The following is a 20,175-nucleotide window of genomic DNA, read 5'->3' as shown; positions in this document are numbered from 1 at the left end:
CTTTATATCTCCTTTATGATGGCAACTAGTTTATCAATCTCTTCTTTCGTACGTTTCTCTGTGACACAGAAGGAAAGGCAGTCTTTGTCGACTTCGATTCCGCCGAAGATGCCTTGCTCCAGCAACTTCTGCTGTACGGTCTCTGCCGGAACCAGTGAACGCAGCGTAAATTCCTTCAGGAACGGCTGCTTGAACAGTTCTTCAAACTTACCGGTGGCAAGGAGCTGGTCGTGGAGATAGTGGGCACCGCTGTAGGACAGTTCGTTGACTTCGCGCAGTCCCTGCTTGCCCATGAGTGCCATGTAGATGGTGACATACAGTGCCATCAATGACTGGTTGGAGCAGATGTTGCTGTTGGCCTTTTCCCGACGGATGTGTTGCTCACGTGCCTGAAGGGTGAGGACAAAAGCGCGTTTGCCGTCCACGTCGGTGGTTGCTCCGGCAATACGTCCGGGGAGTTTGCGTACGAGGTCTTTCACGCACGACAGGTATCCGACGTAAGGACCGCCGTAGTTGAGCGGCATGCCCAGTGACTGTCCGTCGCCGCAGGCAATGTCGGCTCCCCATTCTGCCGGAGATTTCAAGACGGCAAGTGCTGACGGGTCGGCCTGTATGATGAACAGTCCTTTCTTTGCATGGATGGCGTCCGCATATCCGCTGAAGTCTTCGATGATGCCATACTTGTTGGGATAGCTGACGATGACGCCTGCCACATCGCCTGCTTCGAGTTTCCGTTCCATGTCTGCCTTGTCGGTTACGCCGTCAGTAGCTTGGATCTGTTCCAGTTCAATGCCTCGGAATTTGGCGTAAGTGCTGACCACTTCGAGCGTGTTGGGCTGTACGGTTGATGAAATCAGGATACGGTTCTTCTTCTTTCCGGCAGCTATTGCCATGAACATGGCTTCGGCAGTAGCCGTCGTTCCGTCGTACATGGAGGCATTGGTGCATTCCAGTCCGGTCAGTTCGGAAATCATGCTCTGGAACTCGAAGATATATTGCAGGGTGCCCTGGGAGATTTCAGGCTGATAGGGAGTGTAGGCGGTGAAGAACTCCGAGCGCGACAGAAGCTGTGCGATGACCGAGGGGGCATAATGGTCGTAAGCACCGGCGCCGGCAAAGATGGTCAGTTGTTGGTTCTTCTTCCCCAATTGTTGGAAGAAGGTTCTGATTTCAGTCTCTGAAAGGGAGGACGGCAGGTCATAATCCTTTTTCAAAATCACGCTCTCGGGGACATCGGCATACAATTCGTCCAATGACTGTATCCCGATGCGCTCCAGCATGTGGCAGATGTCGGCCTCCGTATGTGGAAAGTATTTATAGTTCATGGTATAACAGGTTTTGAGGGGCACACAGGCGCGGACGGGTCTGTTCCTGCCTGTGTGTCCGGTTAATTACTTATTCTTTGCAGATGTCTTCGTAGGCTTTGGCATCCATCAGGGCATCCAGTTCGGCTGTGTCGGACAGTTCGACCTTGATGATCCAGTTCTCGAACGCATCTTTGTTGAGCAGTTCCGGTTCGTCGTTCAGGCTTTCATTCACCTCGACCACTTTACCACTGACAGGGGCGATGAGGTCGCTGGCAGCCTTGACGCTTTCCACGGCTCCAAATTCGGAGTCCTTTTCAATCTCGTCGTCTACATCGGGCATATCCACATAGACAATGTTGCCCAAGGCATTTTGTGCATAGTCGGTGATACCTATATAACCAAAGTTGCCTTCCACTTTGACCCATTCATGTGATTCTGAGTAATACAGACCTTCAATAACTTTGCTCATTTTGTTGTGTTTTTAAGATTAATATTGGAAAAAGGATTATTATTTCTTGTAGTTCTTCTGATAGAAGCGTTTCTTGCAGACGGTCCCTTTGAAGACCTTTTTGCGGATGCGGACGTCCACTTCAGTGCCCAAGGTGGCATACTGGCTGTCGATGAGTGCCATGCAGACGCTTTTTCCGGTGGAGATGGACTGGTAGCCGGTCGTCACGTAGCCGATGCGTACTCCATCGATTTCAATGTCGTATCCATTGCGCGGAACTGCTTTTTCGTGCAGTTCGATGCCTACGACCTTCTGTGCAATGCCATGCTCCTTTTGGTGAGCAATTGCCTCTTTGCCGATGAATTCCGGTTTGTCCATTTTGACAAACGAGCCTAATCCGGCTTCGATGGGCGTAATCTCCGGACTCAGTTCATGCCCGTAGAGGGGAAGCGCTACCTCGAAGCGCAAGGTATCCCGGCAGCCCAGGCCGCAGGGTGCCACTTCCTTGGAGCCTACAAGGATATCCCATACCTTATTTATATAGGCGTCGTCGCTGTAGATTTCGAAGCCGTCTTCTCCGGTGTAGCCTGTACGGCTGACAATGACGTGGTGTCCGTCAATATCCAGTTCCTTGAAGGTATAGAATTCCAGGTCGGATACGGTGATGTGCAGATGCTTTTCGATGAGTGCTTCAGCCTGTGGTCCCTGTACGGCCACTTCCGCATAGTTGTCTGAGAGGTTCTCTACTTTGGCATCAAAGCCCTTGCTGTTTTCCTGCATCCATGCGAAGTCCTTATCGATGTTGGCTGCATTGATGACCAGGAAGAATTCCTCAGCTCCTTTTTTGTAGACCAGCAAATCGTCCACGACACCGCCGTTGGGGTAGAGCATCATGCCATAGAGCACCTTGCCAACCGGCATCTCCCGTACGTCGTTCGTGAACAAGTGTCCCACGAGTCGTTCGGCTTCAGGACCGCTGATGAGCACTTCCCCCATGTGTGATACATCGAAGATGCCACAGGCATGGCGGACGGCATTATGCTCTTCAATGATGGAAGTATATTGGATGGGCATGTCAAAGCCTCCGAACGGACTCATCTGAGCCCCCAGTGCGATGTGCTTGTCATACAAGCACGTTCTTTTCAAGTTAGTTTCCATGGTATGCATATTTTTGATGTTTATTTGTCTTCTTTGAAAAGGATGTTCAACAGCTGTTCAGTGTCCAGGTTCAACACGATGCTGCCGACATTGACAGACTCCAGTGCATGCCGGAAGTCCTCTTCCTTATAGGGAAGTCCGGTCAGTGGTTTCAGCAGTCCGTTGTCCAAGTCTCCTGTCAAGAAGTAATCTCCCAGCAGGTTGATCTTTTTCACGATGCCATTCTTGATTTCCATGCGTATCTCCAGTTCTCCGGCAGTGGGTGTTTTGCCCCGTTTGACAAGGGTATAGCGTGGATTGTTGCCATAGATGAATTCATCAGTGAGGTATTCCGCTTCGATTTGCTTGATGATGGCGACATCGTCTTCAGACAGTTGGATGGTGCTTTCGCACAACTGCTCACGGACAAACTGCTTGAACTCTTCAATACCGATATTGGTGTGTTCGGAAAGGTTGGTCACCCGTTGTCGGGCGGACTCGACCCCTTTGCTGATCAGCTTTTCGTTGGAAGGGGTGATGGCCCGTACCAGGTGTTCCATATCGGTATTGAACAACATGGTCCCGTGCACGATGCTTTTCCCGGGCAGGTGGTAGAATGCATTTCCCGACACTTTTCTTCCGTTTATCAGGATGTCGTTTCTGCCCGATGCTTCAGCCGGTATGCCCAGTTTACGTAGTACGAATGCCACCAGACGGAGATAACGGTCGAATGTGAAGTTGACATTCTGTGCTCTTGCCACGTAAGAGAACATGATGTTGTCCGGGTCCGCGTACACACAACCTCCGCCGCTCTTCCGACGATAGGTCTGGATCCCGTGGGTGCGGCAATAGTCAAGGTTCACTTCATTTTCAATAAGTTGATTCCTGCCAAAAATCACAGTCGGAGCAACTTGCCACATGAAGAAGCATTCGTCTTCATCCAGATTGCGGGCAACAAACTCCTCCATCGCCAGATAGAAAGGAAGGCGGTGGGTGATATTGTGAGGCAGACTGATATATTTCATAGGTCATTCATTGATTTTACGCTTCAAATATAGATATTATTTTTTGATACATGCTATGTTTCTAGCAAATTGTTTGGGACAGGCTTAAGATAGTTTATGAATTACACCTTTTTTATATACAAAATGACAGGTGCCCCCCGTTATTGTCACCAATGACCTCCTTGTTGCGTGGCTTTTGGGCATGGCTACCGGATGGAGGAAAGCTGAAAAAATACTTCTTGGCTTGGGGAAATCCATTTTTTCGGTAAATTCGCGGCCTAAACCAAAAACTTAAGAGAAAAACATGAAGTCGGACATTGAAATAGCTCGCAGTATTGAGCTTCGGAAAATCAAGGAGGTCGCTCGGGAAAACGGAATGCCTGTAGACCTGGTGGAACACTATGGACGTCATATCGCCAAGGTATCGACGGCAGCGATAGATGAAGAGAAGGTGAAGCAGCATCATCTGATTCTGGTCACAGCCATTACACCGACTAAAGCCGGTATTGGAAAGACGACCGTTTCCATCGGCCTGGCATTGGGACTGAACCGGATCGGGAAGCGGGCAATCGTCGCCTTGCGTGAACCTTCGTTGGGTCCTTGTTTTGGAATGAAAGGCGGAGCTGCCGGAGGCGGTTACGCACAGGTACTGCCGATGGAGAAGATCAATCTGCATTTTACCGGTGACTTTCATGCAATCACTTCGGCGCATAACATGATTTCGGCTTTGCTGGATAACTATCTTTATCAGAATCAGGATAATGGTTTTGGATTGAAAGAAGTACTTTGGAAAAGGGTCCTGGATGTGAATGACCGTTCGCTGCGTTACATCGTGACAGGACTGGGACCGAAGACGAATGGCATTACGCAGGAATCCGGCTTTGACATTACTGCCGCTTCGGAGATTATGGCCATCTTGTGTCTGGCTACGGACCTGGAGGACTTGCGCCGCCGTGTCGAAAATATCCTGTTGGGAATCACCTTGGATGGTAAGCCTTTTACGGTAAAGGACCTGGGAGTGGCAGGGGCAATTACCGTCTTGCTGCGGGATGCCTTGCAACCCAATCTGGTTCAGACGACCGAGCATACACCGGCGTTTGTACATGGAGGTCCTTTTGCAAATATCGCTCATGGTTGCAATTCGGTCCTGGCAACCAAGATGGCATTGACCTACGGTGAGTATGCCATTACGGAAGCTGGTTTCGGCGCCGATCTGGGTGCTGAAAAGTTCTATGACATCAAGTGCCGCAAGGCAGGTCTTCAGCCTAAGCTGACAGTGATTGTGGCGACCGCACAGGGATTGAAGATGCATGGAGGCATCAGCCTGGATAGGATTAAGGAACCCAGCCTGGAGGGCATCAAGGCCGGACTTGCCAACCTGGACAAGCACATACGCAACCTGCATGCCTTCGGGCAGACTGTCGTGGTTGCATTCAATAAATATGCCAACGATACGGAGGAAGAGATTGACTATGTGCGCAGACATTGCGAGCAGAAGCTGGGAGTAGGATTTGCGGTGAACAATGCTTTTGCCGAAGGGGGAGAAGGAGCCATGGAGCTGGCACGGCTGGTGGTGAAGACTATTGAAGAGAATCCTTCCCGCCCATTGCGTTATGCGTATGAAAATGAAGACAGTGTAGAGGACAAGATTTCGAAGGTCGCTTGCGGACTGTACGGCGCCAGCATGATTACTTACAGTGGTACAGCCCGGAAGAAGCTGAAGAAGGTTGCTGAATTAGGTCTCGCTCACTTCCCGATTTGCATAGCCAAGACACAATATTCGTTCTCTACCGATCCGAAAATCTACGGTGCCGTGGACAACTTTGAGTTTCATGTGCAGGACATTGTGTTCAACCGAGGTGCGGAGATGCTGGTAGTAATTGCCGGAGAGATTCTGCGCATGCCCGGATTGCCCAAGGAACCACAGGCTTTACATATTGACATCGTAAACGGGGAGATTGAAGGGCTGTCTTAACTAAATAATGCTTAATGCCTGAAAGAATGCAGGGCTTCATTGATAATTTGTCAATAATTGTTTTACCTTTGCGTCAGTGAAACAAGAGTATATAATCCGTTAAAGGTACGAATATGAACAAGAATGTAAGAAAATGGGCCGGTGCGGCTTGTTTGTTTGCGGTGGCTGTTTCGGCACAGGCCGGAAAGTACACATTTAAGGTAACCAATCCGGTGGAAGGCGCTAAGCTGACCTTGACCTGGAATGCTGACGGGACGGAGAAAACCGTTGCGTTGACCAATGGGGAAGGAGTGATTGAGGTCAATGGTTTCAATCCTCAGTATGTACAGATGAAATACGGGCGCTCTTCGCGTACGCTGTTCCTCGAACCGGATAAGGACTTGCAGGTGTCTTTCGATGGAGAGACCTTTTACAAGAATGTTGATTTTGCCGGTGACAATGCTGCCGTGAACCGCTATTTGAATACGACTCAGTTTGCCAAGATGAGCTTTACTGCTGCCAAGCGTGCAGAAGATGCATTCCTCCACAGTGTGGACAGTGTCTATCAGGCGAATATGGATGCACTGAACAAGGCACAATTGCCGGAAAACTTCACCCGGCAGGAACAGGAACGTCTGAAATATGCCTCCTACGCCTTGCTCCCGCAGTATCAGAACTACTACAAGTATCTGAATAATGTCGCCGACTTTACTCCTTCAGATACATACTATGCCAAGTTGCAGGAGCTTTCGCCGATTGATGCTTCGTTGATGAGCTATCCTGAATACCGTGAGTTCATTACCAACGCGGTGTATGCCAATGTACTGCGTATGGGAAATGGGGATATGGACCAACAGTTCATGGATTACCTGACAGCTCATGTGAAGGAACCGAAGGTATTGGAATATGTGACTGATGCCTACATCTATGATAAGGTGTCAAGGTCCGGTGTTGACGGGGCTGAAGCACTGATTGATTTCTACCATAAGAATGTGAAGGATCCTGCTCTGACCAAACGTTTCGACGAGACCTGCACCCAATGGGAAGCAGTCAAGGCGGGGCAACCTTCTCCGACCTTTACCTGTCCGGATATCAACGGGAAGTCTGTCTCATTGGCTGACTTGAAAGGCAAGTATGTATATATTGACGTATGGGCTACATGGTGTGGTCCTTGCCGTGGCGAGCTGCCCCACCTGAAGAAGCTGGAAGAAGCGTATGCGGGGAAGGATATTGCTTTTGTCAGTCTGTCATGCGACAGCAACAAGGCTGCTTGGGAAAAGATGGTGAAGGACGGAGACATGAAGGGCATCCAGCTCTTTATGGGACCCAAGGACGACTTCATGGATAAGTTCATGATTACCGGAATCCCCCGTTTCATTTTGTTGGATCGTGAAGGCAAGATTGTGAAGGCAGACGCTCCGCGTCCTTCCGAGCCTTCCATATCCAAGCTGTTTGATGAGCTGTTGGCTAAATGATGAGATAATATCCTGAAGAGGATTTTCCTGATAGAAAAGTGTGTTGACGCATTGACAGGCAATCGTCGGCACACTTTTTTCATGTCATAAGATTGGCTGTCCGGCATGAAACTTCTATCTTTGCGCTGCCGTTGCTGAGGTGACATTAGGCGACAGGCATCTTATTATTCACTTTAACCACTAACGAACATGTACACTGTTATCAAGCGGATGGAAGTGTCCGCTTCCCATGCACTGCGTCTGTCATACCGCAGCAAGTGTGAAAATCTTCACGGTCACAATTGGATTATTACCGTCTATTGTCGTTCCGAAGTGTTGAACGCCGACGGTATGGTGGTAGACTTCTCTCATATCAAGCAGCAGATTCACGACCGGCTCGACCACAAGCATCTCAACGATGTGTTGCCTTTCAACCCGACAGCTGAGAATATCGCTCGTTGGGTTTGCGAGCATGTGGAGCATTGTTTCAAGGTCGAAGTCCGCGAGTCGGAAGGTAATGTGGCTGTTTATGAGAAAGATTAACGAGATTTTCTACAGCATCCAAGGGGAAGGTTATCATGCCGGTACGCCCTCTGCGTTCCTCCGTTTCAGCGGTTGCAATCTGCATTGTAGTTTTTGTGATACCCGTCACGAAGACGGGGTCTGGATGACTGATGACGAAATCATGGGGCGCCTGTCTGCCTTTCCTTCGCGCCGGGTCATCCTGACCGGTGGGGAACCCTCCTTGTGGATTGACCAGACGTTTGTCGACCGTCTTCAGGCCGAAGGTTTTCATGTCAGCATTGAGACCAACGGAACCCGTCCCTTGCCGGAGGGGATTGACTGGGTGACTTGTTCTCCCAAAGAAGGGGCGGAGGTCGTCTTGCAGGCATGCGATGAAATCAAGGTTGTCTATATCGGACAAGATGTGGAACGTTATTTTACCGGCAAAGCCTCTCACTACTTTCTTCAACCCTGTTCCGGGGCAAACATTCCGGAGACCTTGTCTTACATCCTGGAGCATCCTCATTGGCGTCTCAGCCTGCAGTTGCACAAGCTCATCGGCGTGCAGTGAGTGAATGGTTGTATACATGTGAAACCCCGCACATCCATCTTCCTGAAGGGAATGGCATGCGCGGGGTTGCTCATAGGTATCAATGAGAAAATTTGCCTAGTGTTCCATCTTGTAACGTTTCAGGAAGGCCACTGTCTTGTGGATTTCCTTGTACATGACAATATCTTCTTTGATGAAGGGGACCTCCTTGCGGTATTCGTCGATGAAACGTTCGATGACAGGAGAGCTTTTCAGCGGACGTCGGAACTCCAGACCTTGGGCGGCGTTCATCAGCTCGATGGCAAGGATGTGGTCGAGGTTGTCCATGATCTTGTAAAGCTTCGTGGCGGCATTGGCACCCATGCTGACATGGTCTTCCTGTCCGTTGCTCGACACGATGGAGTCGCTGCTGGCGGCATAGCAATACATCTTGTTCTGGCTGACCATGGAGGCGGCAGCATATTGCGGAATCATGAAGCCCGAGTTGAGTCCCGGATTGGCAACCAGAAATTCCGGCAGTCCGCGCAGCCCCATGATGAGTTGGGCGACACGGCGTTCGGAGATATTGCCCAGCTCTGCCAATGCAATGGCGAGGTAGTCGTATGCCAGGGCCAGAGGTTGTCCGTGGAAGTTGCCGCCGGAGATGATCAGGTCTTCATCGGGGAAGATGGTGGGATTGTCTGTGACCGAGTTGATTTCAGTGAGCAGGACAGACGATACATAGCGGACGGCATCCTTCGTTGCCCCGTGCACTTGCGGGATGCAGCGGAAGGAGTACGGGTCTTGCACATGTGCCTTGGGCTGCTTGATCAGTTCGCTTCCTTCCAGGATGCGGCGGAAGGCAGCACCTGTCTCAATCTGTCCCTGATGCGGACGCATCTGTTGGATGCAGTCCATGAAGGGGTCGATGCGTCCGTCGAACGCTTCGAGCGACACGGCGGCAATGAGGTCTGCGCGCTGCATCAGGCGGCGTGCCTTAAGGATGGCAAACACACCGTTGGCGCTCATGAACTGGGTGCCGTTGAGCAGTGCCAGTCCTTCTTTGCTCTTCAGCTTCACCGGTTCCCAACCGAATTCGTCGAGCACACTGATGGCCTCGCAACGTTTCCCCTTGTAGTAGACGTCACCCACGCCGATGAGCGGCAGGAAGAGGTTGGCCAGTGGAGCGAGGTCGCCCGATGCACCCAGGGAGCCACGGTCGTAGACGATGGGGAGGACGTCGTTGTTGAAGAAGTCGATGATGCGTTGTACGGTGATGAGCTGCACGCCGCTGTGTCCCAATGAGAGTGCATGGGCTTTCAGCAGGAACATCAGTTTGACGATGACATGGGGCATTTCCGCACCCACGCTGCAGGCATGGCTCTTCACCAGATTCTCCTGGAGTGTACTCAGTTCGTCCGGGGATATGTTGCGGTTGCAGAGGGAGCCGAAGCCGGTGGTGATGCCATAGAGCGGTTGTTCCGACTGTTCGATTTTCCGGTCCAGGTAGTCACGACACCGTTCGATGCGTTCCTTGGCTTCGGGAGCAAGCTCCAGTTTGAGGTTCTCGTTGATAATCCGTTCGATGATTTCGAAGGTGAGGTCTTCCGACCCTATCAGGTAGACGTTCTTGTGTTTCATAATCCGTGTTGTTCTTTGGCGTATAACAGTAGGTTGCGTTCCTGCTCCATCGTGTCGATTTCCAAGCGTGCAGCTTCTTCGCTCATGGCCTTTACGTAGGCTTCGTCCTTGATGGACGACAGGTTGATTTTCACGTTGAGCAATGCTCCCAGCACAGCCGTGCGGGCACACATCATTGCCACACATGCGTCGGTTACGGCATTGGAGTTGCCCCGTTGTGCCACGGTGGCTATTTGCGGCAGGATGTCATGGACGGCACGTGCCACTTCCATCGGAACCTCTGCGGCGTATTTCGTCTCGCGTTGGATGGCCTCGCTGCGTGCAGCCTTTTCTTCATCCGTCTCTTTGGGCAGTTTGAAGGCGGCAAACACCCGGTTGTAGGCGTCCGAGTCACGGTCGACATCGGCGAGCAGTCTGCCGGCTGTCTTTTCCAGGCGTCCGGCAAGTTCCTGCATGAGGTCGTTCACTTCGACGTATTTCTTTCGTCCGACGGTCAGGTTGGCAACCATGGCGGCAAGCGAAGCTGCCAGTGCACCGTTGAGCGCCGAGACACTGCCTCCGCCGGGTACGGGATCGTTGCTGATGACTTTATCAATGAAAGCTTTTAGTGTAAGTTCTGCTAACATAATGGTATTAGGTTGTTGGGTATGAATCAATCGTAATCATTCTCTGTGGGAGACGACGCGTCCTCCTTTGATGGTTCGTTCCACCGCGTTCATGCCGGTGTAGTAGGGCAGGACGTTGGGGGTGTCGGCATCGAGCATGACGAGGTCTCCCTGCTTGCCCACCTCAATGCTGCCGATGGTGTCGGCACGGTTGACGGCTGCTGCACCGTTGAGTGTCATTGCCGTGATGGCTTCTGCCACGGTGAGATGCATGTAGATGCAGGCGAGGGCGAACGTCAGGGGGATGGAGCCGGAACAACAGCTGCCCGGATTGAGGTCGGTGGCGAGTGCCACGGCGCATCCGCTGTCAATCATTTCCCGTCCGCGTGCATAGGGTTCGCGCAGGGTGAAGGCAGTGAGGGGCAGCAAGGTTGCCACCACATCGTTGTCTGCCAGGGCACGGATGCCGGCGTCTGACGCATGGAGCAGGTGGTCGGCACTCAAGGCATGCAGTTCTCCTGCCAGCTCCGAGCCGCCGAAGCTCACAATCTCGTCGGCATGTATCTTGACACCGAAGCCCATCTCCTGTGCGGCGCGGAGCAACCGGCGGGACTGCTCCACGGTGAAGACACCCCGCTCGCAGAAGATGTCGCAGTTCTCGGCAAGCATCCGTTGCTTGATGAGGGGCAGCATCTCCCGGATGAGGAAGTCGATGTAGTCATCTTCCCGTCCCTTGTATTCCGTGGGGACGGCATGCGCTCCCAGGAAGGTAGGCACGATGTCGACCTTGCGTATAGGGTCGAAGTTGATGCTCTGCATCACTTCCAGCTGTTTCAGTTCGGTATCGCGGTCGAGTCCGTACCCGCTCTTGCCTTCCACGGTGGTGACTCCCATCTGGCTCATCGTATGGATGAACCACTCCGTCTTGTTGCGCAGTGAGGAGGGAGACGCTTCACGGGTAGCCTTGACCGTGCTCAGGATACCTCCGCCCCGTTGGAGGATGCTCATGTAGGTATCTCCGTTGAGGCGCCAGATGAATTCGTCCGGTCGGAATCCGCCGAAGACGAGGTGGGTGTGTGAGTCCACAAAACCGGGCAACACCACTTTCCCGTCTGCATGGATGACCTGGTATCCTTCAGGGAGATGCGGACGGTCGGGACCGACGTAGGTAATCTTCCCTTCGGTGATTTCGATGCTTCCGTATCCATCGAAGAGCTCGTCCATGTCCTTTCCCTTGCGTGCCGTCCGTCCCAGCGGAGTGACAATGCGTGCACCGGTGATGATGAGGTTGGAATTCTTCATAGCTTATTCCATGATGCGTGATTCGAGCACTTGCTGCATGGAGAAGTTCTCCAGTCCCAGGTAGTAGGCGGCTGTGTCAATCAGGGCTTCCATGGGGACGAGTCCGATGATTTCACTGCCCACGATGTTCACTCCATAGCGGCGTGCCTCGAAACGCACCATCTCGTGCGCGCGGTAGATGGCAGTCTTGCTGTAGTCCGTCAGGTTCATGGATACTTGGGTGATGCCGCGCTCTTTCAGTTCCACGCCCATGGCTTTGCAGAAACGCAGGCCACCGCCGATGAAACGTACCTTCTTGGCGATGCCGTGTGCGATTTCCAGGCTCGGGGTGTCGAGGTTGATGTTGTAGGCAACGAGCGGCATGCGTGCGCCGATGGCAACGGTACCGGCTGTCGGGTGACGTTCGGCAGGACCGAAGTCGGGCTTCCATTCGGGTTGGTGTATCTTCTCTGCCATCCCTTCGAATTCACCTTTGCGGATGGCTGCCAGGTTCTCACGGTGGGGAGCTGAAGCCGATTTCTCATAGAGGAACACCGGCAGGTTGTACGCTTCTGCCACACGGGCGCCTACCTCCTTTGACAGGGCGATGGCTTCGTCCATGGTACATCCCTTGATGGGGATGAAGGGCACCACGTCGGCTGCTCCCATACGGGGGTGCTGGCCCTGGTGATGGTTCAGGTCAATCAGTTTCACGGCGACACCGATGGCTTCGATGACGGCCTCCTTCAAGGCTTCCGGTTCACCCACGACAGTGACCACCAGACGGTTGTGGTCTTCGTCATTGCTGTAGTCCAGCAGCTTCACGCCTTGACGGGCGCGGAAGGGAGAAACAATCTTATCTATCTTTTCGAGGTCGCGCCCTTCGCTGAAGTTGGGCACGCATTCCATAATTCTTGTCCACATGGTATTTTAGGTTTTAAGTTCTTAAGTTCCTGTATTCTTAGGTCTCTTTGTCCGGAGCTTTGAGCTCACGGTGGGTGTTTATAAGGTTAAAGAAGAATTGAGAGAGATTTGAAATTACGGATTACAATATTCCTTTGTCTTTCAGTGTCTTTTCAATGAGTGTATCCTCAGCCAGATGAGGCATGGTGATGTGGTAGCCGTCGGCATGCGAGGTGTTGAACTCTGCCGAAGTCTCCATGGCATGCGGATTGCGTGCCCACGAACGGCGTGCCACACCGCCCATGACATCCCACAGCATCGACGAACGCAGAATCCGGTCTACCCGTTCACTGCCGTCGCACACCATGCCGAAGCCGCCGTTGATGGCTTTGCCGATGCCGACACCGCCACCGTTGTGCAGGGCGACGAGGCTCATGCCGCGGGCACAGTTCCCGGCGAAGCACTGTACGGCCATGTCTGCCATGACATTGCTGCCGTCCTTGATGTTCGAGGTCTCGCGGAAGGGAGAGTCGGTACCGCTCACGTCGTGGTGGTCACGTCCCAGCATGATGGGACCCACCTCACCGCGGCGCACCATTTCGTTGAACTTCAACGCGATGTTCATACGTCCTACGGCGTCCTGGTAGAGGATGCGTGCCTGTGTGCCAACCACGAGGTTGTTCTTCTCGGCGTCGCGAATCCAGATCCAGTTGTCCATGTCCTGTCCGCGTCTTTCCTTGGGAATGCATTCCATGGCGGCATGGTCGGTCTTGATGAGGTCTTCATGCTTTCCGCTCAGGCATACCCAGCGGAAGGGACCGTAGCCATAGTCAAAGAGTTCGGGACCCATGATGTCCTCCACATAGGAAGGCCAGATGAAGCCGTCTTTCTCGTCGACGCCGTTCTTGGATATTTCCTGTACGCCGGCGTCATAGATGGCTTTCATGAAGGAGTTGCCATAGTCGAAGAAGTAGGTGCCGCGTGCCACCAGCTCCTTGATGAGCCCGAAGTGGCGGCGAAGAGACTCGTTGACCATCACTTCAAAACGTTCGCGGTCTTCCTTCAGCAGGCGCGTACGTTCCTCGAAGGTGATGCCTGCCGGACAGTATCCGCCTTCGTAGACGGCGTGGCAGGAAGTCTGGTCGCTCAGCAGTTCGATGTGGATATGGTGGTCGACGGCATATTGCAGCAGGTCGATGATGTTGCCGTGGTAGGCGATGGAGCAGGGACGACGGTCGAGCATCGCCTGGGCTGCCAGGCTGAATGCCTCGGGAATGCTTTCGGTGACATGTTCCACCCACCCCTGTTTGTAGCGGGTCTCGATGCGTGAAGCGTCCACTTCGGCAATGATAGCCGCAGCACCGGCAATGACGGCGGCTTTCGGTTGTGCGCCGCTCATGCCTCCCAGTCCGGAAGAAACGAAGAGGTGCCCGTTGAGGTTGCCGTCCTGGGGAATGCCCAGCTTCATGCGTCCGGCGTTGAGCAGGGTGTTGAAGGTACCGTGGACAATGCCCTGCGGACCGATGTACATCCATCCGCCGGCAGTCATCTGTCCGTAGTTTGCCACACCCATCTGTGCGGCAATCTCCCAGTCCTTGATGTTGTCGAACATGCCGACCATCATGGAGTTGGTGATGATGACGCGCGGTGCCTCGGGCTTCGACTTGAACAGGCCCAGCGGGTGCCCGCTTTCCACCACGAGCGTCTGCTCGTTGGTCATGATTTCCAGGTATTGCTTGATAAGGCGGTATTGCATCCAGTTCTGGCAGACTTGTCCGGTCTCTCCGTAGGTCACCAGTTCATAGGGATAGAGCGCGATGTCGAAACACAGGTTGTTGTCAATCATTACCTGGAAAGCCTTGCCTTCGATGCAGTTGCCTTTATATTCGTCGATGGGTTTGGCTTTGAGGTCGCCTTGCGGACGGAAACGGTAACCGTAGATTTTTCCGCGGGTCAACAGCTCGTCCATGAACTCGGGGGCGAGCTGTTCGTGCAGTTCTTCAGGGATGTAGCGAAGTGCGTTCTTCAAGGCTGTGGCGGTCTGTGCGGGAGTGAGGCGGTACCCTCTGTCCGGAGCACGACGTATGCCTTCCACGAATGTGGGATACTCAGGTAGATGGTTAGGTAGTGTAATAGTCATAATGCTCAAATGTTTGTCCCCAAAGGTAAGGAGAATATTTGAGCATTATGCTATCGAAAACTATGTTTAGGGACATAAATTCACCGTTTATGCCCAAAAATAAGGTTAAAATCAGGGAATGAGTAACGAACTGTCACCGTAGCTCAGGAAACGGAAGCCGTGACCGAGGGCAAAGTCATAGATGGTACGCCACTTTTCTCCGCCCACAAAGGCGGATACAAGCAGCAGCAGGGTGCTCTTCGGTTGGTGGAAGTTGGTCACCATCCGGCGGACGATGCGGTACCGGTAGCCCGGGGCGATGATAATCTGCGTACTGGAGTGCAGGGCCTCCAGGTGATGGCGTTCCATGTAGTCCCGGATGCATTGCAGGGCTTCCAGGGTTGTCAGGGGGCTGTCGGTCTCGTAGGGCTCCCACTGATGCACGTGCAGCTCCTCTTCGTTGGCATCCGGATTGGCATGGATATGTATACCTATATAATATAGGCTCTCCAGCGTACGGACTGAAGTGGTGCCGACGGCTGTCGCTTCTCCGCCGTGGGCGATGAGCTTTTCGATGGTCGTGCGGCTCACCGAGATGTATTCCGTGTGCATCTCGTGCCCGGCAATCTCTTCACTTTTCACCGGCTTGAAGGTGCCGGCTCCCACATGCAGGGTCAGTTCTTCGAGGTCGACGCCCTTCTGGCGGAGGCTGTCCAGCACCCGTTCGGTGAAGTGCAGTCCGGCTGTGGGAGCAGCCACGGAGCCTTTGATTTTGGAGTACACCGTCTGGTAGGTCTCCTTGTCGCTCTCCTGGGTTTCGCGGTTCAGGTAGGGCGGGATGGGCAGTTCGCCGACGGCTTCGAGCACATCGGCAAACGTGAGGGAGGGGTTGTCCCATTCGAAGTCCACCCAGTGGCTGGTGCCCCGGCATTCACCGCGCGTGGCGGTCAGGCGGACGGGGATTCCCTTCACTTCCACCTCGCGGACGAGCGTGCCTTCCTTCCATTTCTTCAGGTTGCCTATCATGCAGAGCCAGCTGCACCGGTGGGTCTGCTGGAAGGACAGCACGTAGTCATTGGGGGCGATGGGTTCGAGGCAGAACACCTCGATGAGGGCGCCGGTCTCCTTGCGGAAGTGCAGGCGTGCCTGAATTACCTTGGTGTTGTTGAATATCATCAGGCTGCCCGTCGGGATGTACTCCGGAAGGGAGGTGAAACGGTCTTCGCTCACTTCACCGTGGCGGTAGACCAGGAGCTTTGACTGGTCGCGCACCGGCAGCGGAAATTTGGCGATGCGTTCGTCGGGCAGGGGATAGTCGAAATCTTCAATACGGATGTGTTTGGTTTCTTCCATGTCGTTTGTTGGAATTGGCGGAAGCGGTGCCGGCGTGCTCCGGTCGGGATGCGGGAGGGACGGACGTGCCGGTCGGCACGCTTCCTGTTTTTTAGCGGATGCAAAGGTAAGGGTTTTCCATGAAGAATGAAAGAGCCCTCTGCCTTCCGCTACCCGTTCAGCCGACGTTTCACCACGGCGGGATTGCCTGCTGCCAACGAATCGTCGGGGATATCCCGTGTCACCACACTGCCGGCGGCAATGATGCAGCGGTTCCCGATGGTCACACCGGGGCAGACGATGACTCCTCCGCCCAGCCAGCAGTCGTCGCCGATGGTGATGGGGTAGGCTGTCTCCTGTTGTTTCCGACGGGGAACGTAATCCATGGGATGCTGGGGGGTGTAGAGCTGGCAGTGAGGCCCGATGAGGGTGTTCCGTCCGATGCGTATCAGCGCACCGTCGAGAAACGTGCAGTTGTAGTTGACGAAGACTCCCTCGCCCGCCACGATGCCGTGTCCGTGGTCGCAGTGGAAGGGCGGGCAGATGGTGGCGCTCTGCGGAAAGCCGGGGATAAGGTCTTCGATTACTTCCCGGTAGTCGGGGCTGTAGATGGTCATGGTTTGCAGACGGGCACACGTCTCCTTGGCGTGAACCAGGCTCCGGGTGATTTCCGGGTCGGAGAAGTCATAAAGCTCCTCGCTACGCATTTTCTCAAATTCTGTTTTCATAGGACTGTGCAGATGGTTGTGGGGCAAAGATAACCATTTCTCCGCAGAGCCGGGAGGTTTTTGCCTGTGTTGATGAGGGAAGTTCCGCATCCGTCCGGTTTGTCAGCTGACGGACGAACGGCGGTTGACATTTTGAAGCCGGAACGGCCTCGTCAGCTTCCGTTGGTTACGGATTTGCCGTTTTAAACTAACTCACACTTTTCGAAAATCCGATAATCTGGAGATGAAACGTGAATGATTGCAAACGAAACGACCGAATAATACCCTTCATTTTAGAAAACTATACATTTTGTTTTCGAAAAACAGACAAAACGTGCCCGGAACAATATTGTTTCGCGAGCCAAACAATATAGTTTGAGGCGTCAAACAATATAGTTTCACCTCCCAAACACCATTGTTTCGCGCCCGGAAGTCAAATCTTTGGAAAATGGAAGTAAAAAGAAGTGAGTTTCACTCTCCAGAAGAACTACCGTGTCAACAAATCGGAAGGTTTCAGAAAGGACGGTATACCGGACACCGGGTATCCGCGATGAAGAGTTGAAGGTTTTCAACAGTGCAGAAGGAAAGCATTCCTCCTCCATCTGCAACAATGTGTATTTTGCGAATCGTTTGAGAAGGGCCTCGGAATCCATCAAATTGTATTTTGGTGCGAGGACGCGCTCTGTGGAGGCCTTCGTTTGACAAAATGTCAAAAGCCCCTGGAGTGGGGATGTCCGGTCAGTGGAAAGGCAGGGCGACGGGACGGGCAGCCCTTCAGTCCGGGAAGAAACTTGCATTTTCCCAAGGGCAAGCGGCTGTCTGCTCAAGAAATATCGCGATATTTGCAACCTGAAAACATCAAAAGCAGATACAAAGATGAAGATTGGAGATAAAGTCCGTTTCCTGAGTGAAGTGGGAGGCGGCATCGTGAAAGGATTCCAGGGTAAAGACACGGTGATGGTGGAAGATGCCGACGGTTTCGACATCCCCATGCTCATCCGTGAGTGCGTGGTCATTGATACCGATGACTATAACATCAAGCGCAAGCCGCAGGCACAACCCGAACCGCCTAAGCAGGAGGAACGGGAGCCGGAGATTACTTATCGTCCGGCAGAGACCAAGGAGGGCGAACGGCTCAATGTGATGCTGGCATACGTCCCGCAGGACGTGAAGGCGATTTCGGCTACCGGCTTTGACGCCTACCTGGTGAACGACAGCAACTATTACCTTTATTATACCTACCTGAGTGCGGAAGGCAAGAGCTGGCGGGTACGTTCCCAAGGCGTCATCGAACCGAATACGAAGCTCTTCCTGGAGGAGTTCGGCAAGGAGGTGCTCAATGAACTGGAGCATGTGGCGGTGCAGTTCGTCGCTTACAAGGAGGACAAGAGCTTCCAGCTGAAACCTGCCGTGAGCGTGGAGCTGCGCGTGGACACCGTGAAGTTCTACAAGCTGCACACCTTCCGTCCGTCCATCTATTTTGAGGAGCCGTCGCTGATGTATGACCTGGTGAAGGACGATGAACCCGTCTGCCAGTATTTCGCCGACGCCGATACGCTGAAGGAAGCGCTGTTGCAGAAGAAGACGCCCGAACGTTCGAAGTCGCAGCCTATCGAGAAACCGCAACGCAAGAACGACCTGGTGGAGGTGGACCTGCACATCCATGAACTGCTCGACGACACCACCAACATGACCAACGGCGAAATGCTCGAATACCAGCTGGGCGTGTTCCGCAAGACGTTGGACGAGTATAAGGACCGGAAGGGACAGAAGATTGTCTTCATCCACGGCAAGGGGGAAGGGGTGCTGCGCAACGCCATCCTGAAGGAACTGAAGTCGAAATACCGCGACTATCCGTACCAGGACGCTTCCTTCCGTGAATACGGTTTCGGCGCCACCATGGTCACCATCCGTTAAACCGCAAACCGGACCAAAGCGGGCAGAAGTTCCGTTTGCCGTCCGTTGATACATAAAAGGCACAAAGATGCAGGAGAAACAGTCAGTCCTTCTGCATCTTTGTGCCTTTTGTATGCGGTGATGTGCCGGGAGGGGCGGACGGTCACATGGCTTCCCGGTAGAAGTCGAGCATCTCGAAAATCTCTTCTTTACCGGCAGTCTGGTTGATGCGCAGGTCGCCCACATCCCCCAGCAGGGTGAAGTTGATGTGTCCGCCTTCGTTCTTCTTGTCGTGGGTCATGAAGGCATAGAGGCGGTCGTACTGCTTGCAGTCGAAGGCGAAGGTGCCGTACGTCTCCTTGATGAACTGCACGGTTTGCCGCAGCTTGTCTTTCGGGAATCCCGTACGCAGGGTCGAGAGGTACAGTTCGCACACCATGCCCCATGCCACGGCATAGCCATGCAGACGGGGATGCCCCTCTTCCAGCGCAAGGCTCTCGAAGGCATGTCCGACGGTGTGTCCCAGGTTGAGGGCCTTGCGGATGCCTTTCTCATAGGGGTCCTGTTCCACGATGTGTTCCTTGATGGCAACGGACCGGGCGACGAGGTCCTGCAACAGTTGGTAGTCGGGATGTTCCAGGTCGAAATTGAGCAGTTCCGCCCAGTGCTCCTCGGTACTGATAAGTCCGTGTTTCAGCATCTCGGCATAGCCTGAGCGCAGGTTCGCATCGTCGAGCGAGCGCAGGAATCCGGTGTCGAGCAGAACGAAACGTGCGGGATTGAACACACCCACCTCGTTCTTCAGTCCGTTGAAGTTGATGCCGGTCTTTCCGCCGACGGCAGCATCCACCATCGCCAGGAGGGTCGTCGGCAGATTAATATAGGTAATGCCCCGCTTGAAAGTCGATGCGGCGAATCCCCCCAGGTCGGTCACCATGCCACCTCCCAGATTGAGCAGCAAGGAGTGGCGGGAACCTCCCCGGTTGCTCAGTTCGTTCCATACCGCTGCCAGTGAGTCGAGGGTCTTGTGTTCGTCTCCGGCGCCGATGGTGATGATTTCGCTGCCTTCCAGGCAGGGAAGCCGGTCGATGAGCGGCAGGCACAGCTGCCGGGTATGTGTGTCGGTCAGGATGAATCGTTTGTCGTGGGGACATTGGCTGACGGCGAGGCTGAGGCTCTCGTCCAGCTGCCTGGAGATGATAACTTCTTGTTTGCTCATGTTTCTCTCGTTTCGTTAGGATTTGCCCGCAAAGATAACCTTTCTTGTGCTTGACGCGTGTCCGTCCGCCCGGAATATCGGGGATTGTATAGTTTTTTAACGGACAAAGACGGACAAAAGCGTGCTGTTAGCTGT

General features: G+C 53.4%; 17 protein-coding genes. 5 read left to right on the top strand and 12 right to left on the bottom strand.

Annotated features, from left to right (window positions below):
- Window positions 1–2: 2 nt before the first annotated feature.
- The 4 genes from gcvPA to M3087_RS09890 form a co-directional block, all read right to left on the bottom strand.
- Complete coding sequence (gene gcvPA, locus M3087_RS09905; protein WP_022385850.1) at window positions 3–1,325, bottom strand: aminomethyl-transferring glycine dehydrogenase subunit GcvPA; 1,323 nt, start codon at window positions 1,323–1,325, stop codon at window positions 3–5.
- Window positions 1,326–1,395: 70 nt separating this feature from the next.
- A complete protein-coding gene (gene gcvH, locus M3087_RS09900) occupies window positions 1,396–1,776 on the bottom strand; it encodes a glycine cleavage system protein GcvH (RefSeq protein WP_249095399.1) in 381 nt (126 codons plus the stop codon).
- A 39-nt stretch (window positions 1,777–1,815) separates the two neighbouring features.
- Window positions 1,816–2,913 carry a glycine cleavage system aminomethyltransferase GcvT gene (gene gcvT / locus M3087_RS09895; protein WP_249095396.1) on the bottom strand — a complete coding sequence of 366 codons (1,098 nt, stop codon included), beginning with the start codon at window positions 2,911–2,913 and terminating at the stop codon, window positions 1,816–1,818.
- A gap of 20 nt (window positions 2,914–2,933) precedes the next feature.
- Window positions 2,934–3,917, bottom strand: coding sequence for a lipoate--protein ligase (locus M3087_RS09890; RefSeq protein WP_249095395.1), 984 nt, complete (start codon window positions 3,915–3,917; stop codon window positions 2,934–2,936).
- Between the two features lie 283 nt (window positions 3,918–4,200).
- Here M3087_RS09890 and M3087_RS09885 point away from each other — a divergent pair, with 283 nt between their 5' ends.
- The 4 genes from M3087_RS09885 to M3087_RS09870 all read left to right on the top strand — a co-directional run bounded on the left by M3087_RS09885 (window position 4,201) and on the right by M3087_RS09870 (window position 8,379).
- Window positions 4,201–5,871: a formate--tetrahydrofolate ligase gene (locus tag M3087_RS09885; RefSeq protein ID WP_106485144.1), complete on the top strand. Its 1,671-nt coding sequence runs from the start codon at window positions 4,201–4,203 to the stop codon at window positions 5,869–5,871.
- 113 nt (window positions 5,872–5,984) lie between these two features.
- Entirely contained in the window at window positions 5,985–7,325 is a 1,341-nt protein-coding gene (locus M3087_RS09880) for a TlpA family protein disulfide reductase (RefSeq protein ID WP_249095393.1), read from the top strand.
- Window positions 7,326–7,514: 189 nt separating this feature from the next.
- Entirely contained in the window at window positions 7,515–7,847 is a 333-nt protein-coding gene (queD, locus tag M3087_RS09875; RefSeq protein ID WP_022385856.1) for a 6-carboxytetrahydropterin synthase QueD, read from the top strand.
- Entirely contained in the window at window positions 7,834–8,379 is a 546-nt protein-coding gene (locus M3087_RS09870) for a 7-carboxy-7-deazaguanine synthase QueE (RefSeq protein WP_249095391.1), read from the top strand. The genes queD and M3087_RS09870 overlap by 14 nt, the downstream gene beginning before the upstream one ends.
- 96 nt (window positions 8,380–8,475) lie before the next feature.
- Here the strand turns inward: M3087_RS09870 and hutH are convergent, their stop codons facing one another.
- The 7 genes from hutH to M3087_RS09835 all read right to left on the bottom strand — a co-directional run bounded on the left by hutH (window position 8,476) and on the right by M3087_RS09835 (window position 16,946).
- Window positions 8,476–9,978, bottom strand: a complete 1,503-nt coding sequence (hutH, locus tag M3087_RS09865; protein WP_022385858.1) for a histidine ammonia-lyase — start codon at window positions 9,976–9,978, stop codon at window positions 8,476–8,478.
- Window positions 9,975–10,604, bottom strand: a complete 630-nt coding sequence (locus M3087_RS09860) for a cyclodeaminase/cyclohydrolase family protein (RefSeq protein ID WP_022385859.1) — start codon at window positions 10,602–10,604, stop codon at window positions 9,975–9,977. The genes hutH and M3087_RS09860 overlap by 4 nt, the downstream gene beginning before the upstream one ends.
- A gap of 36 nt (window positions 10,605–10,640) precedes the next feature.
- Complete coding sequence (gene hutI / locus M3087_RS09855; protein ID WP_022385860.1) at window positions 10,641–11,885, bottom strand: imidazolonepropionase; 1,245 nt, start codon at window positions 11,883–11,885, stop codon at window positions 10,641–10,643.
- 3 nt (window positions 11,886–11,888) lie between these two features.
- A complete protein-coding gene (ftcD, locus tag M3087_RS09850; RefSeq protein ID WP_022385861.1) occupies window positions 11,889–12,788 on the bottom strand; it encodes a glutamate formimidoyltransferase in 900 nt (299 codons plus the stop codon).
- Between the two features lie 121 nt (window positions 12,789–12,909).
- Window positions 12,910–14,907 (bottom strand): urocanate hydratase, encoded by a 1,998-nt coding sequence (locus M3087_RS09845; protein ID WP_249095389.1) that lies wholly within the window; start codon window positions 14,905–14,907, stop codon window positions 12,910–12,912.
- Window positions 14,908–15,018: 111 nt separating this feature from the next.
- A complete protein-coding gene (locus M3087_RS09840; RefSeq protein ID WP_249095387.1) occupies window positions 15,019–16,239 on the bottom strand; it encodes an S-adenosylmethionine:tRNA ribosyltransferase-isomerase in 1,221 nt (406 codons plus the stop codon).
- Between the two features lie 149 nt (window positions 16,240–16,388).
- Window positions 16,389–16,946 carry a sugar O-acetyltransferase gene (locus tag M3087_RS09835; protein ID WP_249095386.1) on the bottom strand — a complete coding sequence of 186 codons (558 nt, stop codon included), beginning with the start codon at window positions 16,944–16,946 and terminating at the stop codon, window positions 16,389–16,391.
- An 855-nt stretch (window positions 16,947–17,801) separates the two neighbouring features.
- On the opposite strand from M3087_RS09835, the gene M3087_RS09830 reads away from it, so the two are divergent.
- Complete coding sequence (locus tag M3087_RS09830) at window positions 17,802–18,842, top strand: DUF2027 domain-containing protein (RefSeq protein WP_249095384.1); 1,041 nt, start codon at window positions 17,802–17,804, stop codon at window positions 18,840–18,842.
- A 142-nt stretch (window positions 18,843–18,984) separates the two neighbouring features.
- On the opposite strand, the gene aroB is transcribed toward M3087_RS09830, so the two are convergent.
- On the bottom strand, window positions 18,985–20,040 hold the full coding sequence (aroB, locus tag M3087_RS09825; RefSeq protein ID WP_022385866.1) for a 3-dehydroquinate synthase: 1,056 nt from the start codon (window positions 20,038–20,040) through the stop codon (window positions 18,985–18,987).
- Between the last annotated feature and the right edge of the window lie 135 nt (window positions 20,041–20,175).

The sequence above is a fragment of the Mediterranea sp. ET5 genome, from assembly GCF_023337025.1.
Classification (GTDB): Bacteria; Bacteroidota; Bacteroidia; order Bacteroidales; family Bacteroidaceae; genus Phocaeicola_A.
This window is presented reverse-complemented; position numbering and strand designations above follow the sequence as displayed.